Annotated in this window: 14 protein-coding genes and 2 pseudogenes; 2 read left to right on the forward strand and 14 right to left on the reverse strand. The window is 62.6% G+C overall.

Annotated features, from left to right (window positions below):
- Nucleotides 1-89: 89 nt before the first annotated feature.
- Nucleotides 90-698 (forward strand): methyltransferase domain-containing protein, encoded by a 609-nt coding sequence (locus FH061_RS22630; protein WP_151638102.1) that lies wholly within the window; start codon nt 90-92, stop codon nt 696-698.
- Here FH061_RS22630 and FH061_RS31185 read toward each other — a convergent pair.
- The 14 genes and pseudogenes from FH061_RS31185 to FH061_RS22690 form a co-directional block, all read right to left on the reverse strand.
- Nucleotides 695-910: a Clp protease/crotonase-like domain-containing protein gene (locus FH061_RS31185; protein ID WP_225984820.1), complete on the reverse strand. Its 216-nt coding sequence runs from the start codon at nt 908-910 to the stop codon at nt 695-697. The genes FH061_RS22630 and FH061_RS31185 overlap by 4 nt on opposite strands.
- Before the next feature lie 87 nt (nt 911-997).
- Nucleotides 998-1,267, reverse strand: coding sequence for an enoyl-CoA hydratase-related protein (locus FH061_RS31515; protein WP_264158749.1), 270 nt, complete (start codon nt 1,265-1,267; stop codon nt 998-1,000).
- Between the two features lie 83 nt (nt 1,268-1,350).
- A pseudogene (locus tag FH061_RS31660) lies at nt 1,351-1,506 on the reverse strand (enoyl-CoA hydratase); the annotation flags it as partial.
- 13 nt (nt 1,507-1,519) lie between these two features.
- Nucleotides 1,520-1,726, reverse strand: coding sequence for a hypothetical protein (locus tag FH061_RS22640; RefSeq protein WP_151638103.1), 207 nt, complete (start codon nt 1,724-1,726; stop codon nt 1,520-1,522).
- Nucleotides 1,723-2,337 (reverse strand): DUF2889 domain-containing protein, encoded by a 615-nt coding sequence (locus FH061_RS22645; RefSeq protein ID WP_192805206.1) that lies wholly within the window; start codon nt 2,335-2,337, stop codon nt 1,723-1,725. Before FH061_RS22645 ends, FH061_RS22640 begins: the two co-directional genes overlap by 4 nt.
- Nucleotides 2,338-2,348: 11 nt before the next feature.
- Nucleotides 2,349-3,170, reverse strand: a complete 822-nt coding sequence (locus tag FH061_RS22650) for an SDR family oxidoreductase (RefSeq protein ID WP_151638105.1) — start codon at nt 3,168-3,170, stop codon at nt 2,349-2,351.
- Between the two features lies 1 nt (nt 3,171).
- Complete coding sequence (locus tag FH061_RS22655; RefSeq protein WP_151638106.1) at nt 3,172-4,983, reverse strand: acyclic terpene utilization AtuA family protein; 1,812 nt, start codon at nt 4,981-4,983, stop codon at nt 3,172-3,174.
- A gap of 18 nt (nt 4,984-5,001) precedes the next feature.
- Entirely contained in the window at nt 5,002-5,775 is a 774-nt protein-coding gene (locus FH061_RS22660; RefSeq protein WP_151638107.1) for an enoyl-CoA hydratase/isomerase family protein, read from the reverse strand.
- Between the two features lie 51 nt (nt 5,776-5,826).
- On the reverse strand, nt 5,827-7,809 hold the full coding sequence (locus FH061_RS22665) for an acetyl-CoA carboxylase biotin carboxylase subunit (protein ID WP_151638108.1): 1,983 nt from the start codon (nt 7,807-7,809) through the stop codon (nt 5,827-5,829).
- Nucleotides 7,810-7,843: 34 nt separating this feature from the next.
- Nucleotides 7,844-8,998: an acyl-CoA dehydrogenase family protein gene (locus tag FH061_RS22670; protein ID WP_151638109.1), complete on the reverse strand. Its 1,155-nt coding sequence runs from the start codon at nt 8,996-8,998 to the stop codon at nt 7,844-7,846.
- Nucleotides 8,999-9,030: 32 nt separating this feature from the next.
- Entirely contained in the window at nt 9,031-10,653 is a 1,623-nt protein-coding gene (locus FH061_RS22675) for an acyl-CoA carboxylase subunit beta (RefSeq protein ID WP_151638110.1), read from the reverse strand.
- Between the two features lie 169 nt (nt 10,654-10,822).
- Nucleotides 10,823-11,791 (reverse strand): phosphatidylglycerol lysyltransferase domain-containing protein, encoded by a 969-nt coding sequence (locus tag FH061_RS22680; protein ID WP_192805207.1) that lies wholly within the window; start codon nt 11,789-11,791, stop codon nt 10,823-10,825.
- Nucleotides 11,731-12,528 (reverse strand): TIGR03084 family metal-binding protein, encoded by a 798-nt coding sequence (locus FH061_RS22685; RefSeq protein WP_151638112.1) that lies wholly within the window; start codon nt 12,526-12,528, stop codon nt 11,731-11,733. The genes FH061_RS22680 and FH061_RS22685 overlap by 61 nt, the downstream gene beginning before the upstream one ends.
- Before the next feature lie 23 nt (nt 12,529-12,551).
- Complete coding sequence (locus FH061_RS22690) at nt 12,552-13,334, reverse strand: enoyl-CoA hydratase-related protein (protein WP_151638113.1); 783 nt, start codon at nt 13,332-13,334, stop codon at nt 12,552-12,554.
- A gap of 287 nt (nt 13,335-13,621) precedes the next feature.
- Here FH061_RS22690 and FH061_RS31860 point away from each other — a divergent pair.
- Nucleotides 13,622-14,649, forward strand: a pseudogene (locus FH061_RS31860) (IS701 family transposase).
- The last annotated feature ends 64 nt before the right edge of the window (nt 14,650-14,713 follow it).

Consider the following 14,713-nt stretch of genomic DNA (forward strand, 5'->3'; position numbering starts at 1 on the left):
GCGCAGGGAAGGGCGGCGTGGCAGGCTGGCACAAGACGCTCGGTGACGGGCTCGGCATCATGGTAGCGAAAACAACAAAGGAGAATGTAATGGCAGGTCCCACACGCGATTTCTGGGAAGCACGTTTTGCATCGGGCAGCATACCGTGGGACCGGGGCGGCCCGAATCCGCAACTGCAGCGCTGGATAGACGCCAGCTGCATCAAGGCACAGCAGCGGGCCGTTGTGCCCGGCTGTGGGCAGGGCTGGGAAGTTGCCGCCATGGCAGCGGCAGGCATACAGGTGACCGGACTTGACTTTGCGCCTGCGGCGATCGATGCATGCCGCGCGCTACTGACTGCCAATCAGCTCGACGCACAATTATGCGTGGCCGACGTGCTCGCGTGGAGGCCGCCGATGCCGGTCGACGCGGTCTATGAACAAACCTGCCTGTGCGCGCTGCATCCCGACCATTGGCAGGGTTATGCGAAACAACTGCATGCCTGGCTACGGCCGGGCGGCAGCCTGATGATGCTTGTGGCGCAGGTGCCGTCGGAAGAATCGGCGCACGGCTTCATCAAGGGACCGCCGTACCATTGCGACATCAACGCGGTGCGCGCTCTATTTCCGGTATCCCGCTGGGACTGGCCGAAGCCGCCCTACCCCCGCTCACCCGCCGGGCCGGGAACCGAACTGGCGCTCGTGCTGACCAGACTTTAGTCCCGGTAGACTGGCTGGCGCTGCTCGCGCTGCGCCGCCAGCGCCTCTTCCAGATCCGAAGACAGCAGCATCCCGGCATTCCAGGTGGCAATGTAGTTCAGGCCATCCTCAACGGAATGGTCGCGCACATACGTGATCATTTCCTTGGTCCCGCGCACCGCCAGCGGCGACTTCGCTGCGATGCTGCGGGCGGTCTCGTCGACTCCCTGCACCAGCGCGTCGATCGAATCGTAGGCGCGGTTGACCAGTCGAATTTCCTGCGCTTCGGCGGCTGCAACGCGGCGTGCGGTATAGGAAAGTTAGCGCGCCATGCCTTCGCCGATGAGCTTGGGCAAGCGCTGCAGCGTGCCGACATCGGCAGTCAGGCCGACGTCGACTTCCTTCACCGAGAAGTAGGCATCGGCGCTGCAGTAGCGCAGATCACAGGCGCTGGCGATATCGATACCGCCGCCGACACATGCGCCGTGGATACGCGCAATGACCGGCTTGCGGCAACGCTCGATGGCGCTGATCGTGTCTTGCAGGTCAAGGACATCAGACGCACCTGTTCGGCGCCTCGCCCGCGGCATTCAACCGCGGCAAATCGTTGCAGCGCGTCCAGCATGGACAGGTCAATGCCGGCACAGAAATGACGCCCCGCGCCGGACAGGACCGCCACGCGTACCGCCTCGGTGCGGTCCACCCATTGCATGGCGGCACGCAGTTCCTGCCACATGCGATCATCGATGGCATTGGCCTTGTCCGGGCGGTTCAGCTCCAGGTAGGCAAGCGGGCCATCCTGCTGGAACCGGATTGTCGTAAATTCCATGGCTACACTCTCGCTAATTCAGTTCCATCGCTACCCGCGTGCCTTCCGCTATGGCACGCACCGCATCGAGTTCCGCTGCGACCCGGGCACCGCCGATTAGGTGTGTTCCCAATCCACGCTGGCGCAGGGCCGAATGCAGGTCCGCCAGCGGCTCCTGCCCGGCGCATACCACGATGGTGTCGACTTCCAGCGGTGCAAGCAGATGCGGATAGGCGCTCATGTTTCCTCGTTCTGTATTTGGCGTGAGCCGTCATTGCTGTTCTGGCTGTTCTGGCTGTTCTGGCTGTGGGCGTCCGGCCGTGGACGGTACCAGCGCGGATGAAACTGTGCGACGACCGGGCCGCTGGTGTCGAGTGCGTGGCAGCCGTCCAGACTGAACGGCTTGGCGTCGTCCAGCCGCGGGACTTGTCCCACGAGCGCCTGGATGACGCCGGTACCCATGGTTAGCAGCAGCTCGGTCAGATGCGTGCATCCATTCACGCCGGCCAGCAGCCGGCGCACTGCCGAACGAAAGCCCGGCCCCACGCGCAGGCCGACCAGTTCTTCATACTTCGGTGTGATGGTGGTGCAACTGCGGCCAAAGGGTGCGGCGTCGGTGGAGGCGGCAACGGCGACGATGGTGGCGTCTGCGTCGACGGTGAGCCGCAGACGCATGTCGTGTATCGGTTCGCCAGCCGGTAGCGGGCCGCGCGGTAGCGTAATGTCATGTGCGCGCTTGTCCTGCAACTGCCCCTCGACATCGTACAGGCCGTCCGCGCGGCGGTAGGCCTGGATAGCGATGGTGCGCGTATGGATGGGCTCGCGGTCTTCCTCCGGGTGCGGTAAGGGCACGCTGCCTCCCTTCAAGGCGTGACGAAAAGGTCAATCTGCGGCGCGACACCGGGACTCACGCTGTACGCATCAAAGCCGCTCATGCCTGCCTCGCGCAGCACCTCTTCATCGAGATACAGCCTGCCGCTGCACTGCCTGCTGTCGGAAGTCAGGATCCGGTAGGCAGCGTCGGCCATGATGTCCGGTATCCGCCCACGCTCGGCAGCGCCCTGCCGGGCCACGTTGAGTGCGGCGGTCGCGATGATGGTGCGCGGCCAAAGGCCATTGACCGCAATGCCAAAAGCGCGGAACTCCTCGGCCATACCCAGCGCCAGCATGCTCATTCCGTAGTTCGATGCGGTGTAGGCGGGATGCGGGCCCAGCCACTTGGGGTCGAGGTCGATGGGCGGCGACAGTACCAGCACATGCGGATTGGCCGCCTGCTTCAGGTATGGCAGACAGGCCTGGGTGCAGGCGAACGTACTGCGCATGTTGATGTCCATCATCAGGTCGTAGCGCTTCAGTGAGGTTTCTTCTGTGCCGGTGATGCTGATTGCACTGGCATTGTTGGCCAGGATGTCGATGCCGCCGAAGCGTTGCACCGCTTGTTCCACCGTTGCCCGGACCTGGTCTTCGTCCCGGACGTCGACCACCACCGGCAGCGCTTGTCCGCCAGCCTGCTCGATTTCCTCTGCGGCGCTGAAGATGGTGCCAGGCAGGCGCGGATCAGGTTCGGCTGTCTTGGCTGCGACCACGATTTTCGCGCCATCGTGTGCGGCGCGCAGTGCGATCGCCTTGCCGATACCGCGACTGGCGCCGGTGATGAACAGCGTCTTGTCCTTAAGTGTGGGCATCTTATGCGTCCAGTTCGCGTGCGAGCGCGTCCGGCACAGCGACCGGCATGTCGAGCAGCATCTGCGCCATGCCCTTGCCGAGCGGGTCCATTCGCATCGATGCCGTCCCGCCACCGTCGAGCGCGTCATACAGCAGGAAATTGCAGGCATGGATGCCGGGCAGCGCATAGCGCACCACCTCGCCGCGCACCATGTGAACGAAATATTGTTTCACCGCCTGCGGCGTCAGCTGGCTCTGAATCAGCGGCAGGTATTCCGGCTTGCGCGCGATGACGCCGATGTTGGAGATGTTGCCCTTGTCGCCGCTGCGCGCCCAGGCCAGGCGCACCAGCGGTACCGAGCGCGTGCCGCTGGCTGCTGCGGGTGCCGATGCGTCGGTGGTATCGGGCGCCGTGGGCGCGATCGGCGCGCCGGTCACCGGCACTTCCACGGTTGTACTCTCGCCGCCCATGGCGACACTGATCCGGACTTCGCGTTTGGGCAGCGTGAAAGCAAACTGCTTGATCAGCGGCGACGCCGATGGTCGGGCGAGCGCCGGGCCGGTGGTACCGGGCGACCAGGAGGTGCCGGCCGGCGCGATTTCGCGCGCGAAGATTTCCAGCGCCTGTTTCGACATGTGGTTGACGGCTACCCGCATCATCACCTCGCGCGATGCGCCGGTGCGGGCGTGCGGGCCGTAGGAAGTCTCGGCACCGATGATCTCGATATGCGATGCGCTGTAATCCGGCAGCCCAAGTTTGTTGAAAATGCCGCGCGTGCGCTCCAGGATCGCTTCGCCGGTGCGTCGGGCCTTGGCGGCAGCATCGATGCCGATGATGACCAGCGTGCCGGCGCAGCGGTAGCCATCCATGTAAGTAGCCGACACCTTGTAGGAATCGGTCGGTGGCTTGCCGCGCGCACCAGCCACCCGCACCCGGTTTTCGCCTTCCTGAACGATCCTGACTTCGCGGAAGTCGCATACCACGTCGGGCAGCACGTAGGCGCCCGGATCGCCGATCTCGTACAGCATCTGTTCCGCCACCGCAGGGGCCAGTACGCGACCCCCGGTATCGTCCGGTTTGGTGACGATGAAGCTGCCATCGGCATGACATTCAATCACCGGATAGCCGATGTTGGCCCAGTCGGGAACATTCTCCCAGTCGGTATGCAGCCCGCCGGTCGCCTGGCAGCCGCATTCGATGATATGGCCTGCGAGGCTGCCTGCTGCGAGAAGGTCATGGTCGCCCGTGCTCCATCCGAATTCATGCATCAGCGGACCGAGCGTGACGGCACTGTCGACGCAGCGGCCGGTGATCACGACATCTGCGCCAGCGGCAAGCGCCTGGGCCACCGGCAGTGCGCCGAGATAGGCGTTGGCACTGAGGATGCGTTCCGGCAAAGGCTGGCCGGTGAACATGTCCTTGAGCCCGGCTTCGCGCAGCGCGGGAAGCGTGCTGGCGACGTCGTCGCCGTCGACCACCGCAATCTTCAGCTGCACGCCCATTTCATCAGCCAGCCTGGCCAGTGCGTCGGCGCAGCCACGCGGATTGATGCCGCCGGCATTGCTGACCACCTTGATGCCATGCCTGGCAAGCTCGGGCAGCACGCTTTTCATGGCGACGTCGACGAAGTCGGTGGCATAGCCAAGCTCGGGCTTCTTGCCGCGGGCCGAGGCAAGGATCGCCATCGTGAGTTCAGCCAGATAATCGAACACCAGGTAGTCGATGCGCGCACCGCCTGCCAGTCCGCTCACCAGTTGGGCGGCGGCCACTGAGCTGTCGCCCCAGAAGCCCGACGCGCCGCCGATGCGGACCACTTTACCGTTTGCTTGCATATACCCTTCTCCTTGTATTCAGCGCCCGGTCCAGACCGGCTTGCGCTTCTCGTTGAAGGCGGCCAGGCCTTCCTTTGCGTCCTCGGTCAGCGCGAGCAGGGCGATCTGGCTTTCGGTGTACGCGATGCCCTGTTCAAAGGACATCGACGCCATTGCGTGCATTGCATACTTGCCGCGCCGGATGGCGGTCGGCGACTTGTCTGTCAGGCGGTTCAATAGCCAGTGTGTTTTTTCGTCCAGTTCCGCGGCCGGCACGACGTAATTCAGCAGTCCGTGAGCTTGCGCGGTGCGGGCGTCGAAGGGCTCGCCGGTGATGCACCACTCGCGCAGCACGCGTTGCGGCACCAGGTTTTGCAGCAGGCTCAGCACCTGCATCGGAAACACGCCGACCTTGACTTCCGGCAATCCGAACAGTGCATAGTCCGCAGCCACTGCCATGTCGGCCATGCAGAGCAGGCCCATGCCGCCGGCCATGCACGTGCCATTGATGCGAGCGATAGTAGGAAGCGTCGCGTCCTGCGCCTGGCGCAGCAGGTCGGCATAGGCGATGTTCGGCGTCGCATAGTCGAACGCGAAGCCCTTGCCCGGCTGCAGGTCCCCGCCGGCGCAGAATGCCTTTTCACCAGCGGCGGTCAGAACGATAGCGCGCACTTCGGGGTCGGCGTGAGCGAGGCGGTAGCCTTCACGTATGCCGTCGATGACTTCCTGGTTGATGGCGTTGCGCTTGTCAGGCCGGTTGATGGTGATCCAGAAGGCAGAAGATTTCTTTTCGTGGAGGACAGGGTCGCTCATGGTGTTCTCGTGAAAGTTGGAGGTCCGGGGCAGCAAAAGAATGCGCCTGCATCATGCTGCCTGCGCGACCTCCGCAGATTCGATCTCGGCGATGACGCGATGCACGGCAACCTGATCTCCCATGACAGCGGCCAGTGACTTCACGCGACCGGCCACGGGTGCGGTGTGGACATGCTCCATCTTCATCGCGTCCAGGGTCAGCACCGGCTGCCCCGCCTTTACCGTGTCACCGATGGCTACATGGACCGCCACCACGCGCCCGTTCATCGCGGCGCGGATGCGTCCGTCGCTGGCATCTTCGCCCTGCGTCTGGGCGGCATGCGTCAGGTCGGCGATGCGGTAGGCCGTGCCGCGGAACTGCAGATGCAGCACGCCGCCGTCACGCATGATCGCCGCGCTTTCAATCAGCCCGCCGCAGGCAAACCGCACCAGCCCGGCCTGCTGTCCAAGTATCTGCAGTTCCTGCTTCTGCTCGCCGACGGTCACGCTGAAGCGTCCGCCGCCGCAGTTGACGAGCGTGGCCACGCATTGCTTGCCGTCGATGTCCATATAAAACGCAATTGGCAGGCGGTGGGCGATGTCCATCCCGTTGCCCTTCCCGGCGCCTGGGGAGTCAGTCTGGTAAAGCATGGCGGCAGCAAGCGCATGCGCGCGCAGGGTGCCCGCTTCATCGATCTGCAACAGCGCCTCGCCATGCCGGCCAATGAAGCCGGTGGTAGCATCGCCGGCAGCAAAAACCGGATGTGCAAGACAGCGCGCAAGGAATTCCTGGTTGGTGCGTACGCCCAGCGCCACCGCGTCCTGCAGCGCGGCATGCAGCTTGCGCCGCGCCTCATCGCGATTGCGGCCATAGGCGATCAGCTTGGCGATCATGGAATCGTAGTATGGCGGTATCTCGGCGCCTGCTTCTAGCGCATCTTCGACGCGGATGGTGTCCGGCATCTGCCATTGCACCACAGTGCCGCTCTGCGGCATGAAGCCTTGGTGGGCATCTTCGGCGCACAGCCGGACCTCAATCGCGTGGCCTTCCCAGCGCACATCTTCCTGCCGGATTGGCAACGGCTCGCCAGCGGCGACACGCAGCTGCAATTCGACCAGGTCGAGGCCGGTGATCGCTTCAGTGACCGGGTGCTCGACCTGCAGCCGGGTATTCATTTCCATGAAGTAGAAGTTGCCTTCGGCATCGAGCAGGAATTCCAGCGTGCCTGCCCCTTCATACCGGATCGCGCGCACCGCAGCCACTGCAGTCTCTCCCATCCGCTGCCGCAGCTCGGCATTGACGGCTGGCGACGGTGCTTCTTCCACTACTTTCTGATGGCGTCTTTGCACTGAACAGTCACGCTCGCCGAGATGGATCGCATTGCCGTGACGGTCGGCGAACACCTGTATCTCGATATGGCGCGGTTCGACAATGGCACGCTCAAGAATGACCTCGGGATTGCCAAATGCACTCTGCGCTTCTGACTTGGCGCTGCGCAGTGCGTCCAGGAAGGCGTCGTGGGATGTGACCAGGCGCATGCCGCGCCCGCCGCCGCCGGCGGTAGCCTTGATCATCACCGGATAGCCGATATGATGCGCCTCTTCATGCAGGCGTCCTTCGCTCTGGTCGGCGCCCTGGTAGCCGGGGATGCATGGCACGCCGGCATCCATCATCAATCGCTTCGCGCCGGCCTTGTTGCCCATCTCGACGATGGCTTGCGGCGAAGGGCCGATGAACACCAGGCCGGCATCGTGGCAGGCTTGCGCAAAGTCTTCGTTTTCCGCGAGGAAGCCGTAGCCGGGGTGGACCGCATCGGCGCCACTGAGGCGGGCTGCCTCGATGATGGCCGGAATATTCAGGTAGGACTGGGCAGGCAGGGATTCACCGATCCAGACCGCCTGGTCCGCCTCGCGCACATGGCGCGCATTGCGGTCGGCAGTGGAGAACACGGCTACCGTGCGATAACCGAGTATGCGTGCGGTGCGCATGACGCGCATGGCGATTTCACCGCGGTTGGCAATCAGGATCTTGTGAAACGGAGTGGATGTCGACATGGCTTTGCTTGCGATGAAGGATGGATTGTGCAAGTTATTCGGAGCGCGGGAAGATGCCCATGTACTTGGAAATGATCTGCAGCATGACTTCGTCGGCGCCGCCGCCAATCGAGGTCAGGCGGCCGTCACGGAATGCGCGCGAGACCGGGCTTTCCCAGACATAGCCCATGCCGCCCCAGAACTGCAGGCAGCCGTCGGGCACGGCGCGCATCAGGCGGCCCGCCTTGAGCTTGGCCATCGAGGCGACCTCGGTTGCATTCTCGCCGTTGACCACCATCTCGACGCCACGCCAGGTAAGGGCGCGCAGCGATTCGACTTCGGTCTTGAGTTCGGCCAGCTTGAAGTACACCCACTGGTTTTCCAGGATGGACTTGCCAAAGGCCTTGCGCTGGCGCGCGTACTCGATGGTGTCGTCGATCACCCGCAGCAGCATGCCACCGGCGTTGAGCGCTCCCCACAGGCGTTCGATCTGGAACTGCTCCATCTGGTAGATGAAGCCCATGCCTTCTTCACCGATGCGGTAGCGCTGTGGCACACGCACCTCGTCGAAGTAGAGCTGCGCGGTATCGGACGCATTCATGCCGATCTTGCGCAACTTCTTCGCCACCGATACGCCGGGTGTCTTCATCGGCACCACGATCAGTGATTTGTTCTTGTGCACCGGTCCGTCTGAGGTATTGGCGAGCACCACGCAGAAGTCGGCCTGCGTGCCGTTGGTGGTCCACATCTTGCCGCCGTTGATGATGTAATCGTCACCGTCCCGGCGCGCAGTGGTCTTTATCGAGGCGACATCGGAACCGCTGCCGACCTCCGACACGCCGAGGCAGGCGACCATCTCGCCGGATATCGCAGGCGCCAGGAATTCCTGGCGCAGGGAATCGGACGCCCGTTCAGCCAGGGCCGGTGTCGCCATGTCGGTTTGCACGCCGATGGCCATGGGCACTCCGGCACCGTTCACATCACCGAGGGTTTCTGCCAGCACAGCGGCATACGAATGATCGAGCCCCATGCCGCCGAATTCGACCGGTTTGCTCAGCCCGAGCAAACCAAGCTTGCCCATCTTCCCGAACAGCTCGTGGGCCGGAAAGATTTCGTCTTCCTCCCAGTCATTCACATAGGGATTGATCTCATCGGCGATAAAACGCTTGATCGTGCGCCGCATTTCTTCGTGTTCGGGTGTCAGTTTCATGCATTCTTCTCCGTCATCATTCATTACGGGACTTAGGGGCGCGCGACCGAGAACTGCATCGCATGCGGCTGGCGGACCTGCGCCTCGCGGCAGACCGACAGCACATAGGAGAGCACCGCACGCGTGTCGCGCGGATCGATCACGCCATCGTCCAGCAATAGCGCACTGGTCGTGAACACATCCATCTGGCTGTCGAAGTTGTCGACGATCTTGCGCTGCAGCTTGTCCAGCTGATCGTGGTCGACCTCGGCGCCCTTGCGCTTCATGGCGGCCTCGGTAACGATAGCCATCGTTTGCGCCGCCTGTTCGCCGCCCATCACGGCTGTCTTTGCGTTGGGCCATGAGAAACAGAAGCGCGGATGGAAACCTCGACCGCACATGCCATAGTTGCCGGCACCGAAGGATGCGCCACAGTAGATGGTGATCTGCGGAACAGTCGCGTTGGTCACTGCCTGGATCATCTTGGAACCGTGCTTGATGCTGCCGATTTCCTCGTAGTGACGGCCGACCATGAAGCCGGTCGTGTTGTTGAGATAAAGGATAGGCACCTGCGCCTGGCAGCAGGACTGGATGAAGTGCGTGGCCTTGGCGGCACCTGCCGGATCGATCGGCCCGTTGTTGGTGATGATGCCTAGTGGGTAGCCATCGATCATTGCATGGCCGCACACGGTGGCCGAGCCGTAGCGCGCGCCGAACTCCAGGAAATCGGAGTCGTCCACGATACGGGCGATCACCTCTTTCATGTCGACCGGGCGCTTGTGGTCCATGGGCATAATGCCCAGCAGCTCTTCCTTGTCGTAGCGCGGCGGCGCGACGGGACGTGCATTTTCCCGCGGGACGCCCCGGTTCCATTCAAGCTTGCTCATGATGTCGCGTGCGATGCGCAGCGCATCGCGGTCGTCTTCCGCAAGATAGTCGCCGAGGCCGGAAATGCTGGTGTGCATCTCGGCACCACCCAGTTCTTCCTCGGTGGCAATTTCGCCGGTTGCCGCCTTGAGCAGCGGTGGCCCGGCAAGGAAGGCGCGCGAACGTCCGCGCACCATGATGATGTAGTCGGACAAACCGGTCTGGTAGGCACCGCCGGCGGTGGAGGAGCCGTGGGTAATAGTGAGCACCGGCAAGCCCGCTGCGGACAGGCGCGCCAGGTTGCGGAACAAATTGCCGCCGCGCACGAAGTCCTCGACACGGTAGGCCATCAGGTTGGCGCCGGCGCTTTCCACCAGCTGCACATAGGGCAGCTTGTTTTCCAGCGCCAGTTCCTGTACCCGCAACTGCTTGTCCAGGCCACGCGGTTGCAGGGCGCCGGCATCGATGCCGGAATCGGAGGCGCACACCATGCAGCGCACGCCCGAAACGTAACCGATGCCTGCTATCAGGCCGCCGCCGGGCACACTGCGGTCAGGATCGTTGACATCAAGGCCGTAACCCGCCAGCGTCGCCAGTTCCAGGAACGGCGTGCCGTGGTCGAGCAGGAGGGCGAGCCGTTCGCGTGGCAGCAACTGGTGCCGCTTTTCGAAGCGCGGCTTGGATGCCGATGAGGTGCGGCGGGTGCGTTCCTCCAGCATGCGGACGCGCTCCAGTAATGCCAGCATGCCGCCACGATTGGTTTGGAAGGACTCGCTGCCGGTCGAAATATTGGTCTCGATAATTGCCATGTTGTCTGTGGTCGATGTGTTGGCGACACAGGCCTGAAAGACCTGCTTTTTGCAGTAGTGAAATGAAGGTTACCTGCGCGTCCTTGTTGCGTCTTGCGTAAAGTGGCTGATGCGCAGGAGCCTGTTTCAGAATAAAAATAACCTCGAAGGATGAGGGCTTTCCGGCTTCTTACGCGCGCAATGCAACCCGGCATTTCTGCAACATTGCGTGAGGCTGGTAGGACCGCTTGGTCTGCCGGAAGTTGGGCAGCCCAATATCCTGTTCGAAGTTGATCCATGCAATATCCTGCGCCTGCATGCAGTAGTGATGGAACATGTATTGGTAGATGCCCTTGTAGCGGTCGCTTCCCTTGGCAAAGCGCATCGCGGCGGTGCCCGCACTGAGTCGTTGCGCGATGATGAATCCGGCCGGGTCCCCGTTGGCGTAGTAGATCCGGGCGTCAAAGCCGAAACGCCCGATCAGTTGCAGCGCCTCGCGGCAGGCCGATTCATCGGCCTCGCCCTGCGCTTTATCCTTGTCCTGCATCCAGGCTGCGAGCAGCGACTCGGCGTCGCCAATGCGATCAGGGCCCAGGGGATGCGCGGTGACCTGCCATTGCCGCAACAAATGCTGCATCAGCTGGCGCTTCTTGCGCAGCAGCTCGCCGCGATAGTCACGGAAGTTCTGTGCCGCATACAGGTAGTCGTCATCGTCTTCGCATTGCGTGACAGTAAACAGCGACGGATCGAGCGCGGCTGCAGTGGATGCCGGAACCGGGAAGAAGCAATCATGCTCACGTAACAAGTCTTGAAGTACGGCGACTGGTGCCGCGTAGAGGTCGAACAGCGGCATCAGGTGGCGCACGCCGTCATAGGTGACGCCGGCCACGCACGGCCAGGGTCCACGCAAGAAGCGATAGGCGTGGGCACGGCGGAAAAGATAGAGATTGGAAAACGCAAACTCCGACAGGCAGGCACTCCCCAGACGCTCACGCAAGGGCAACAGCATTCCGTCGATTTCCTCGCTGTGTTCCAGTGCCAGCGGCAGGCCGAAATCGACTTGCGCGGCAGCGACCGTAGCCAACACGCTCGGCAATCTCAATAACGCACCGCGCGCACTCCCGGCGCCGGTCCATCCGCCGGCGGTCCGGCGAAACATTGAGCAATCGGCAGCCATTCAGCACCGGCTCCCGCGTATTCCAGGCCGGTATCTCGTACGTTGCGCCGCTGCGTGACAACCAGGCAAAAGTCTTCCGCGCTGCCGCGCACAAAGTCGGTGTCGGAGGGAGCGTTCCATGTCCACGCCTCGCCGTCCGGCGCCTGCAGCACGATATACGGCGCCACCGGAGGCACCGGCAACTTGCGGTTGACGAAGGTCCAGCCAAAGGTAGTAACGCCGATATGGGCGATATGACGCAAGCGGCCGGTAAGCGGGCGGCGCGCCGGCACGCTGTCATAGACATCCTGGCCGTGCGCCCAGGTTTCCATCAGGCGTGCGGTCGCAAACGATCGCGCGCTCATGGTCGGGCCGTACCACGGCAGGCGTGCCTTCGGATCGAGTCCGGCCAGCGCCGCCACCAGCGCCTGGTAACGCACGCGCCAGACCTGCAGCAGTTGCGCACCGTCGAGATGACCGAAACGTTCACGGGCAATCTGGCTGATTTCCTTGCCGCTTTCCTGTTCGGCCATCAGCGCCCTGGTACCGGCGGCAAACGCTTCGGCGTCGGTCGCTGCAAGCAGGCCGGTCTCGTCGAAGTAGCAGAGGTGAGCGATTTCATCCCATGGCGTCCAGCCGTAGAACTGCGTCCTGCGCTGCCACTGCTCCGGGCTCAGCGTGGCACACAGCGCGGCAAGTGCATCGTACTCGGCGAGCAGATCTGCGCAGAGGTCTTTCATGCTGTCTCCTGTTGTTCTCGTATTCAGCGGCCACGAAATACGGGGCTGCGTTTTTCCATGAAGGCGCGCACGCCTTCGCGGCCGTCCCGACTCCCGGCGCTGGCGATCATGTAGCCCGCTTCGAGCGCCAACTGCTCCTGCAGGCTGCGCGTACCGGCGCCATCAACCAGCTGCTTGATGCGTCCGAAGGAAGCGGTGGCTCCGGCGGCAAGCCGGGCAGCCAGTGCGCACGCCTCCTCGGCCAACCGGTCATCTGGATACACTGCGTCAACCAGTCCGAGCGCGAGGCATTCCTCGGCGCCGACGGGCTCATTGAGAAAAAGAATGCGCTTGGCCTGGGCAGCCCCCGCGCGCCGCGCCAGTTGCCACGACGCACCGAGGTCTGGTGACAGGCCGATCGCGGAGTACCCGCCTCGCAGTTTCATCGATTGCGAAGCCAGCACGATGTCGCCACACAGGGCAAGCCCGATACCCCCGCCCCCGGCCGGGCCGTTGACCGCGGTGATGACGGGACAGGGAAGCTCCGCCGGTCGCGATACCGCCGCATGCAGTCGCGGTATTCCCGCCTGCATAAGCGCCGACAGGTCAGCAGCGTGGAGCATTTCGTCGATGTCGCCGCCGACGCAAAACTTTTTGCCGCTGCCGGTGAGCACCACCGCGCGCACGGCATCCTGCGCCCTGAGCTTATCGACGACTGCGACAAGCGCCATGCCGGAGGTCTCGTTAATGGAATTGCCGGCATCGGGACGGTTCAGCGTAATGGTGGCAACGCCGTCGCTCAGGTCGAACAGCACGGGATCGAACAAGTTTCACTCCTTTGAATGGTCGCAGCCAGCATACCGAAAAGAATGGGCGCGGTCTTGCGTTAAATGGCTACACTGAAGCCGGGCAAGCCTGCGCATAACGGTGGTAATGCCTTCGTCCTTGCTCCTTCTCTGTCAACTAGCCCCCTCTTGTCGAATGCTACGGAGAGCGCACACTGTGCCGGGTGCGTGAAAAATGGGTGCCACAGAAATAGGACTTACGCAAAAAGTTAATGTTTTTGAGAATGACGTAAACCCAAAACGGGTTAAAAATCTGTACATTGCCGGGGATTACGACGACACGCGCGACGCGACTGGATTACTGCCAATACCTGCTGGTGAGCCAGATCAACTACACCATCACGAACTACGCGGCCCATACGCCAAACCAGATGAGCCACGATGCGATCAATCGCTACCTGCGCGAGGACCGGCTGACGTCACGGCTGGTATGGGAACATGCTCGTTCGCAGATTCAATCCTCGCCGTATGGTTATGTGATTTTCGACGACACCGGGCTGGACAAGAACTTCTCGCACAAGATCGAACTGGTGCGGCTGCAGTTTCCCGGCAACGCGCACGGTTTGATCAAGGGCATCGGCCTGGTCAACTGCGTGTACGTCAATCACGAGACGGGGCAATACTGGGTGATCGATTTTACCGCATCTACGATCCGGAACGGGACGGCAAGAGCAAGCTTGACCATGTGCAGGACATGCTCACGCAGATCGTGCAGCACAAGCAGTTGCCGTTTCATGCGGTCCTCATGGATACCTGGTATGCGACCAGGGAGCTGATGCTGTTCATCGATTCCCTCCACAAGATTTACTACTGCCGGCTCAAGGACAACCGGCAGGCCGACGATTCCGGCGGCGACGCTCCGTATCGCCGGGTCGATGAACTGGCGTGGACCAGCCACGAATAGGCGCATGGCAATCTCGTCAAGATCAAGGATTACCCGAAAGACTACAAGGTGAAACTGTTCCGGGTCGCGGTTGCCACCTACCGCACGGACTGGGTCGTCACCAACGATCTGGCTCAGGATTCGGACACTGCCGTACAACAGGCGGGCGGCATGCGCTGGAAGACGAGCAGTTTCACCGCGAACTCAAGCAAACCACCGGCATCGAAAAAACCAGTGCCGCAAGGCACACATCCAGCGCAATCATATCGTCTGCGCCATGCTCGTCTGGCTCCGCTTGACCGACCTCGCACGCCAAACCCAACAAACCGTCTACCGCATCAAGCACGGACTGCTCGACAACTACCCCCCCGTCAGCAGCTCAAAAATCCTTCCGTCAAGATGCGCTTTGCGTAAGTCCGATATGCGTTTATCCGACTGACGCCGTGGCCCTGCCTGCTGCACGGCGTCACTTGTCGTA

Origin of the sequence: Noviherbaspirillum aerium (genome assembly GCF_008929045.1) — a bacterium.
Taxonomy (GTDB): Bacteria; Pseudomonadota; Gammaproteobacteria; order Burkholderiales; family Burkholderiaceae_D; genus Noviherbaspirillum; species Noviherbaspirillum aerium.

Bases quoted from the DNA above. Each gene is read 5' to 3' on its own strand.
- FH061_RS22630 (WP_151638102.1), top strand. From the start codon at position 90: ATGGCAGGTCCCACACGCGATTTCTGGGAAGCACGTTTTGCATCGGGC.
- FH061_RS31515 (WP_264158749.1), bottom strand. From the start codon at position 1,267: ATGCCGCGGGCGAGGCGCCGAACAGGTGCGTCTGATGTCCTTGACCTG.
- FH061_RS22655 (WP_151638106.1), bottom strand. From the start codon at position 4,983: ATGCAAGCAAACGGTAAAGTGGTCCGCATCGGCGGCGCGTCGGGCTTC.
- FH061_RS22665 (WP_151638108.1), bottom strand. From the start codon at position 7,809: ATGTCGACATCCACTCCGTTTCACAAGATCCTGATTGCCAACCGCGGT.
- FH061_RS22670 (WP_151638109.1), bottom strand. From the start codon at position 8,998: ATGAAACTGACACCCGAACACGAAGAAATGCGGCGCACGATCAAGCGT.
- FH061_RS22680 (WP_192805207.1), bottom strand. From the start codon at position 11,791: ATGTTTCGCCGGACCGCCGGCGGATGGACCGGCGCCGGGAGTGCGCGC.
- FH061_RS22685 (WP_151638112.1), bottom strand. From the start codon at position 12,528: ATGAAAGACCTCTGCGCAGATCTGCTCGCCGAGTACGATGCACTTGCC.
- FH061_RS22675 (WP_151638110.1), bottom strand. From the start codon at position 10,653: ATGGCAATTATCGAGACCAATATTTCGACCGGCAGCGAGTCCTTCCAA.
- FH061_RS22650 (WP_151638105.1), bottom strand. From the start codon at position 3,170: ATGCCCACACTTAAGGACAAGACGCTGTTCATCACCGGCGCCAGTCGC.
- FH061_RS22660 (WP_151638107.1), bottom strand. From the start codon at position 5,775: ATGAGCGACCCTGTCCTCCACGAAAAGAAATCTTCTGCCTTCTGGATC.
- FH061_RS22640 (WP_151638103.1), bottom strand. From the start codon at position 1,726: ATGAGCGCCTATCCGCATCTGCTTGCACCGCTGGAAGTCGACACCATC.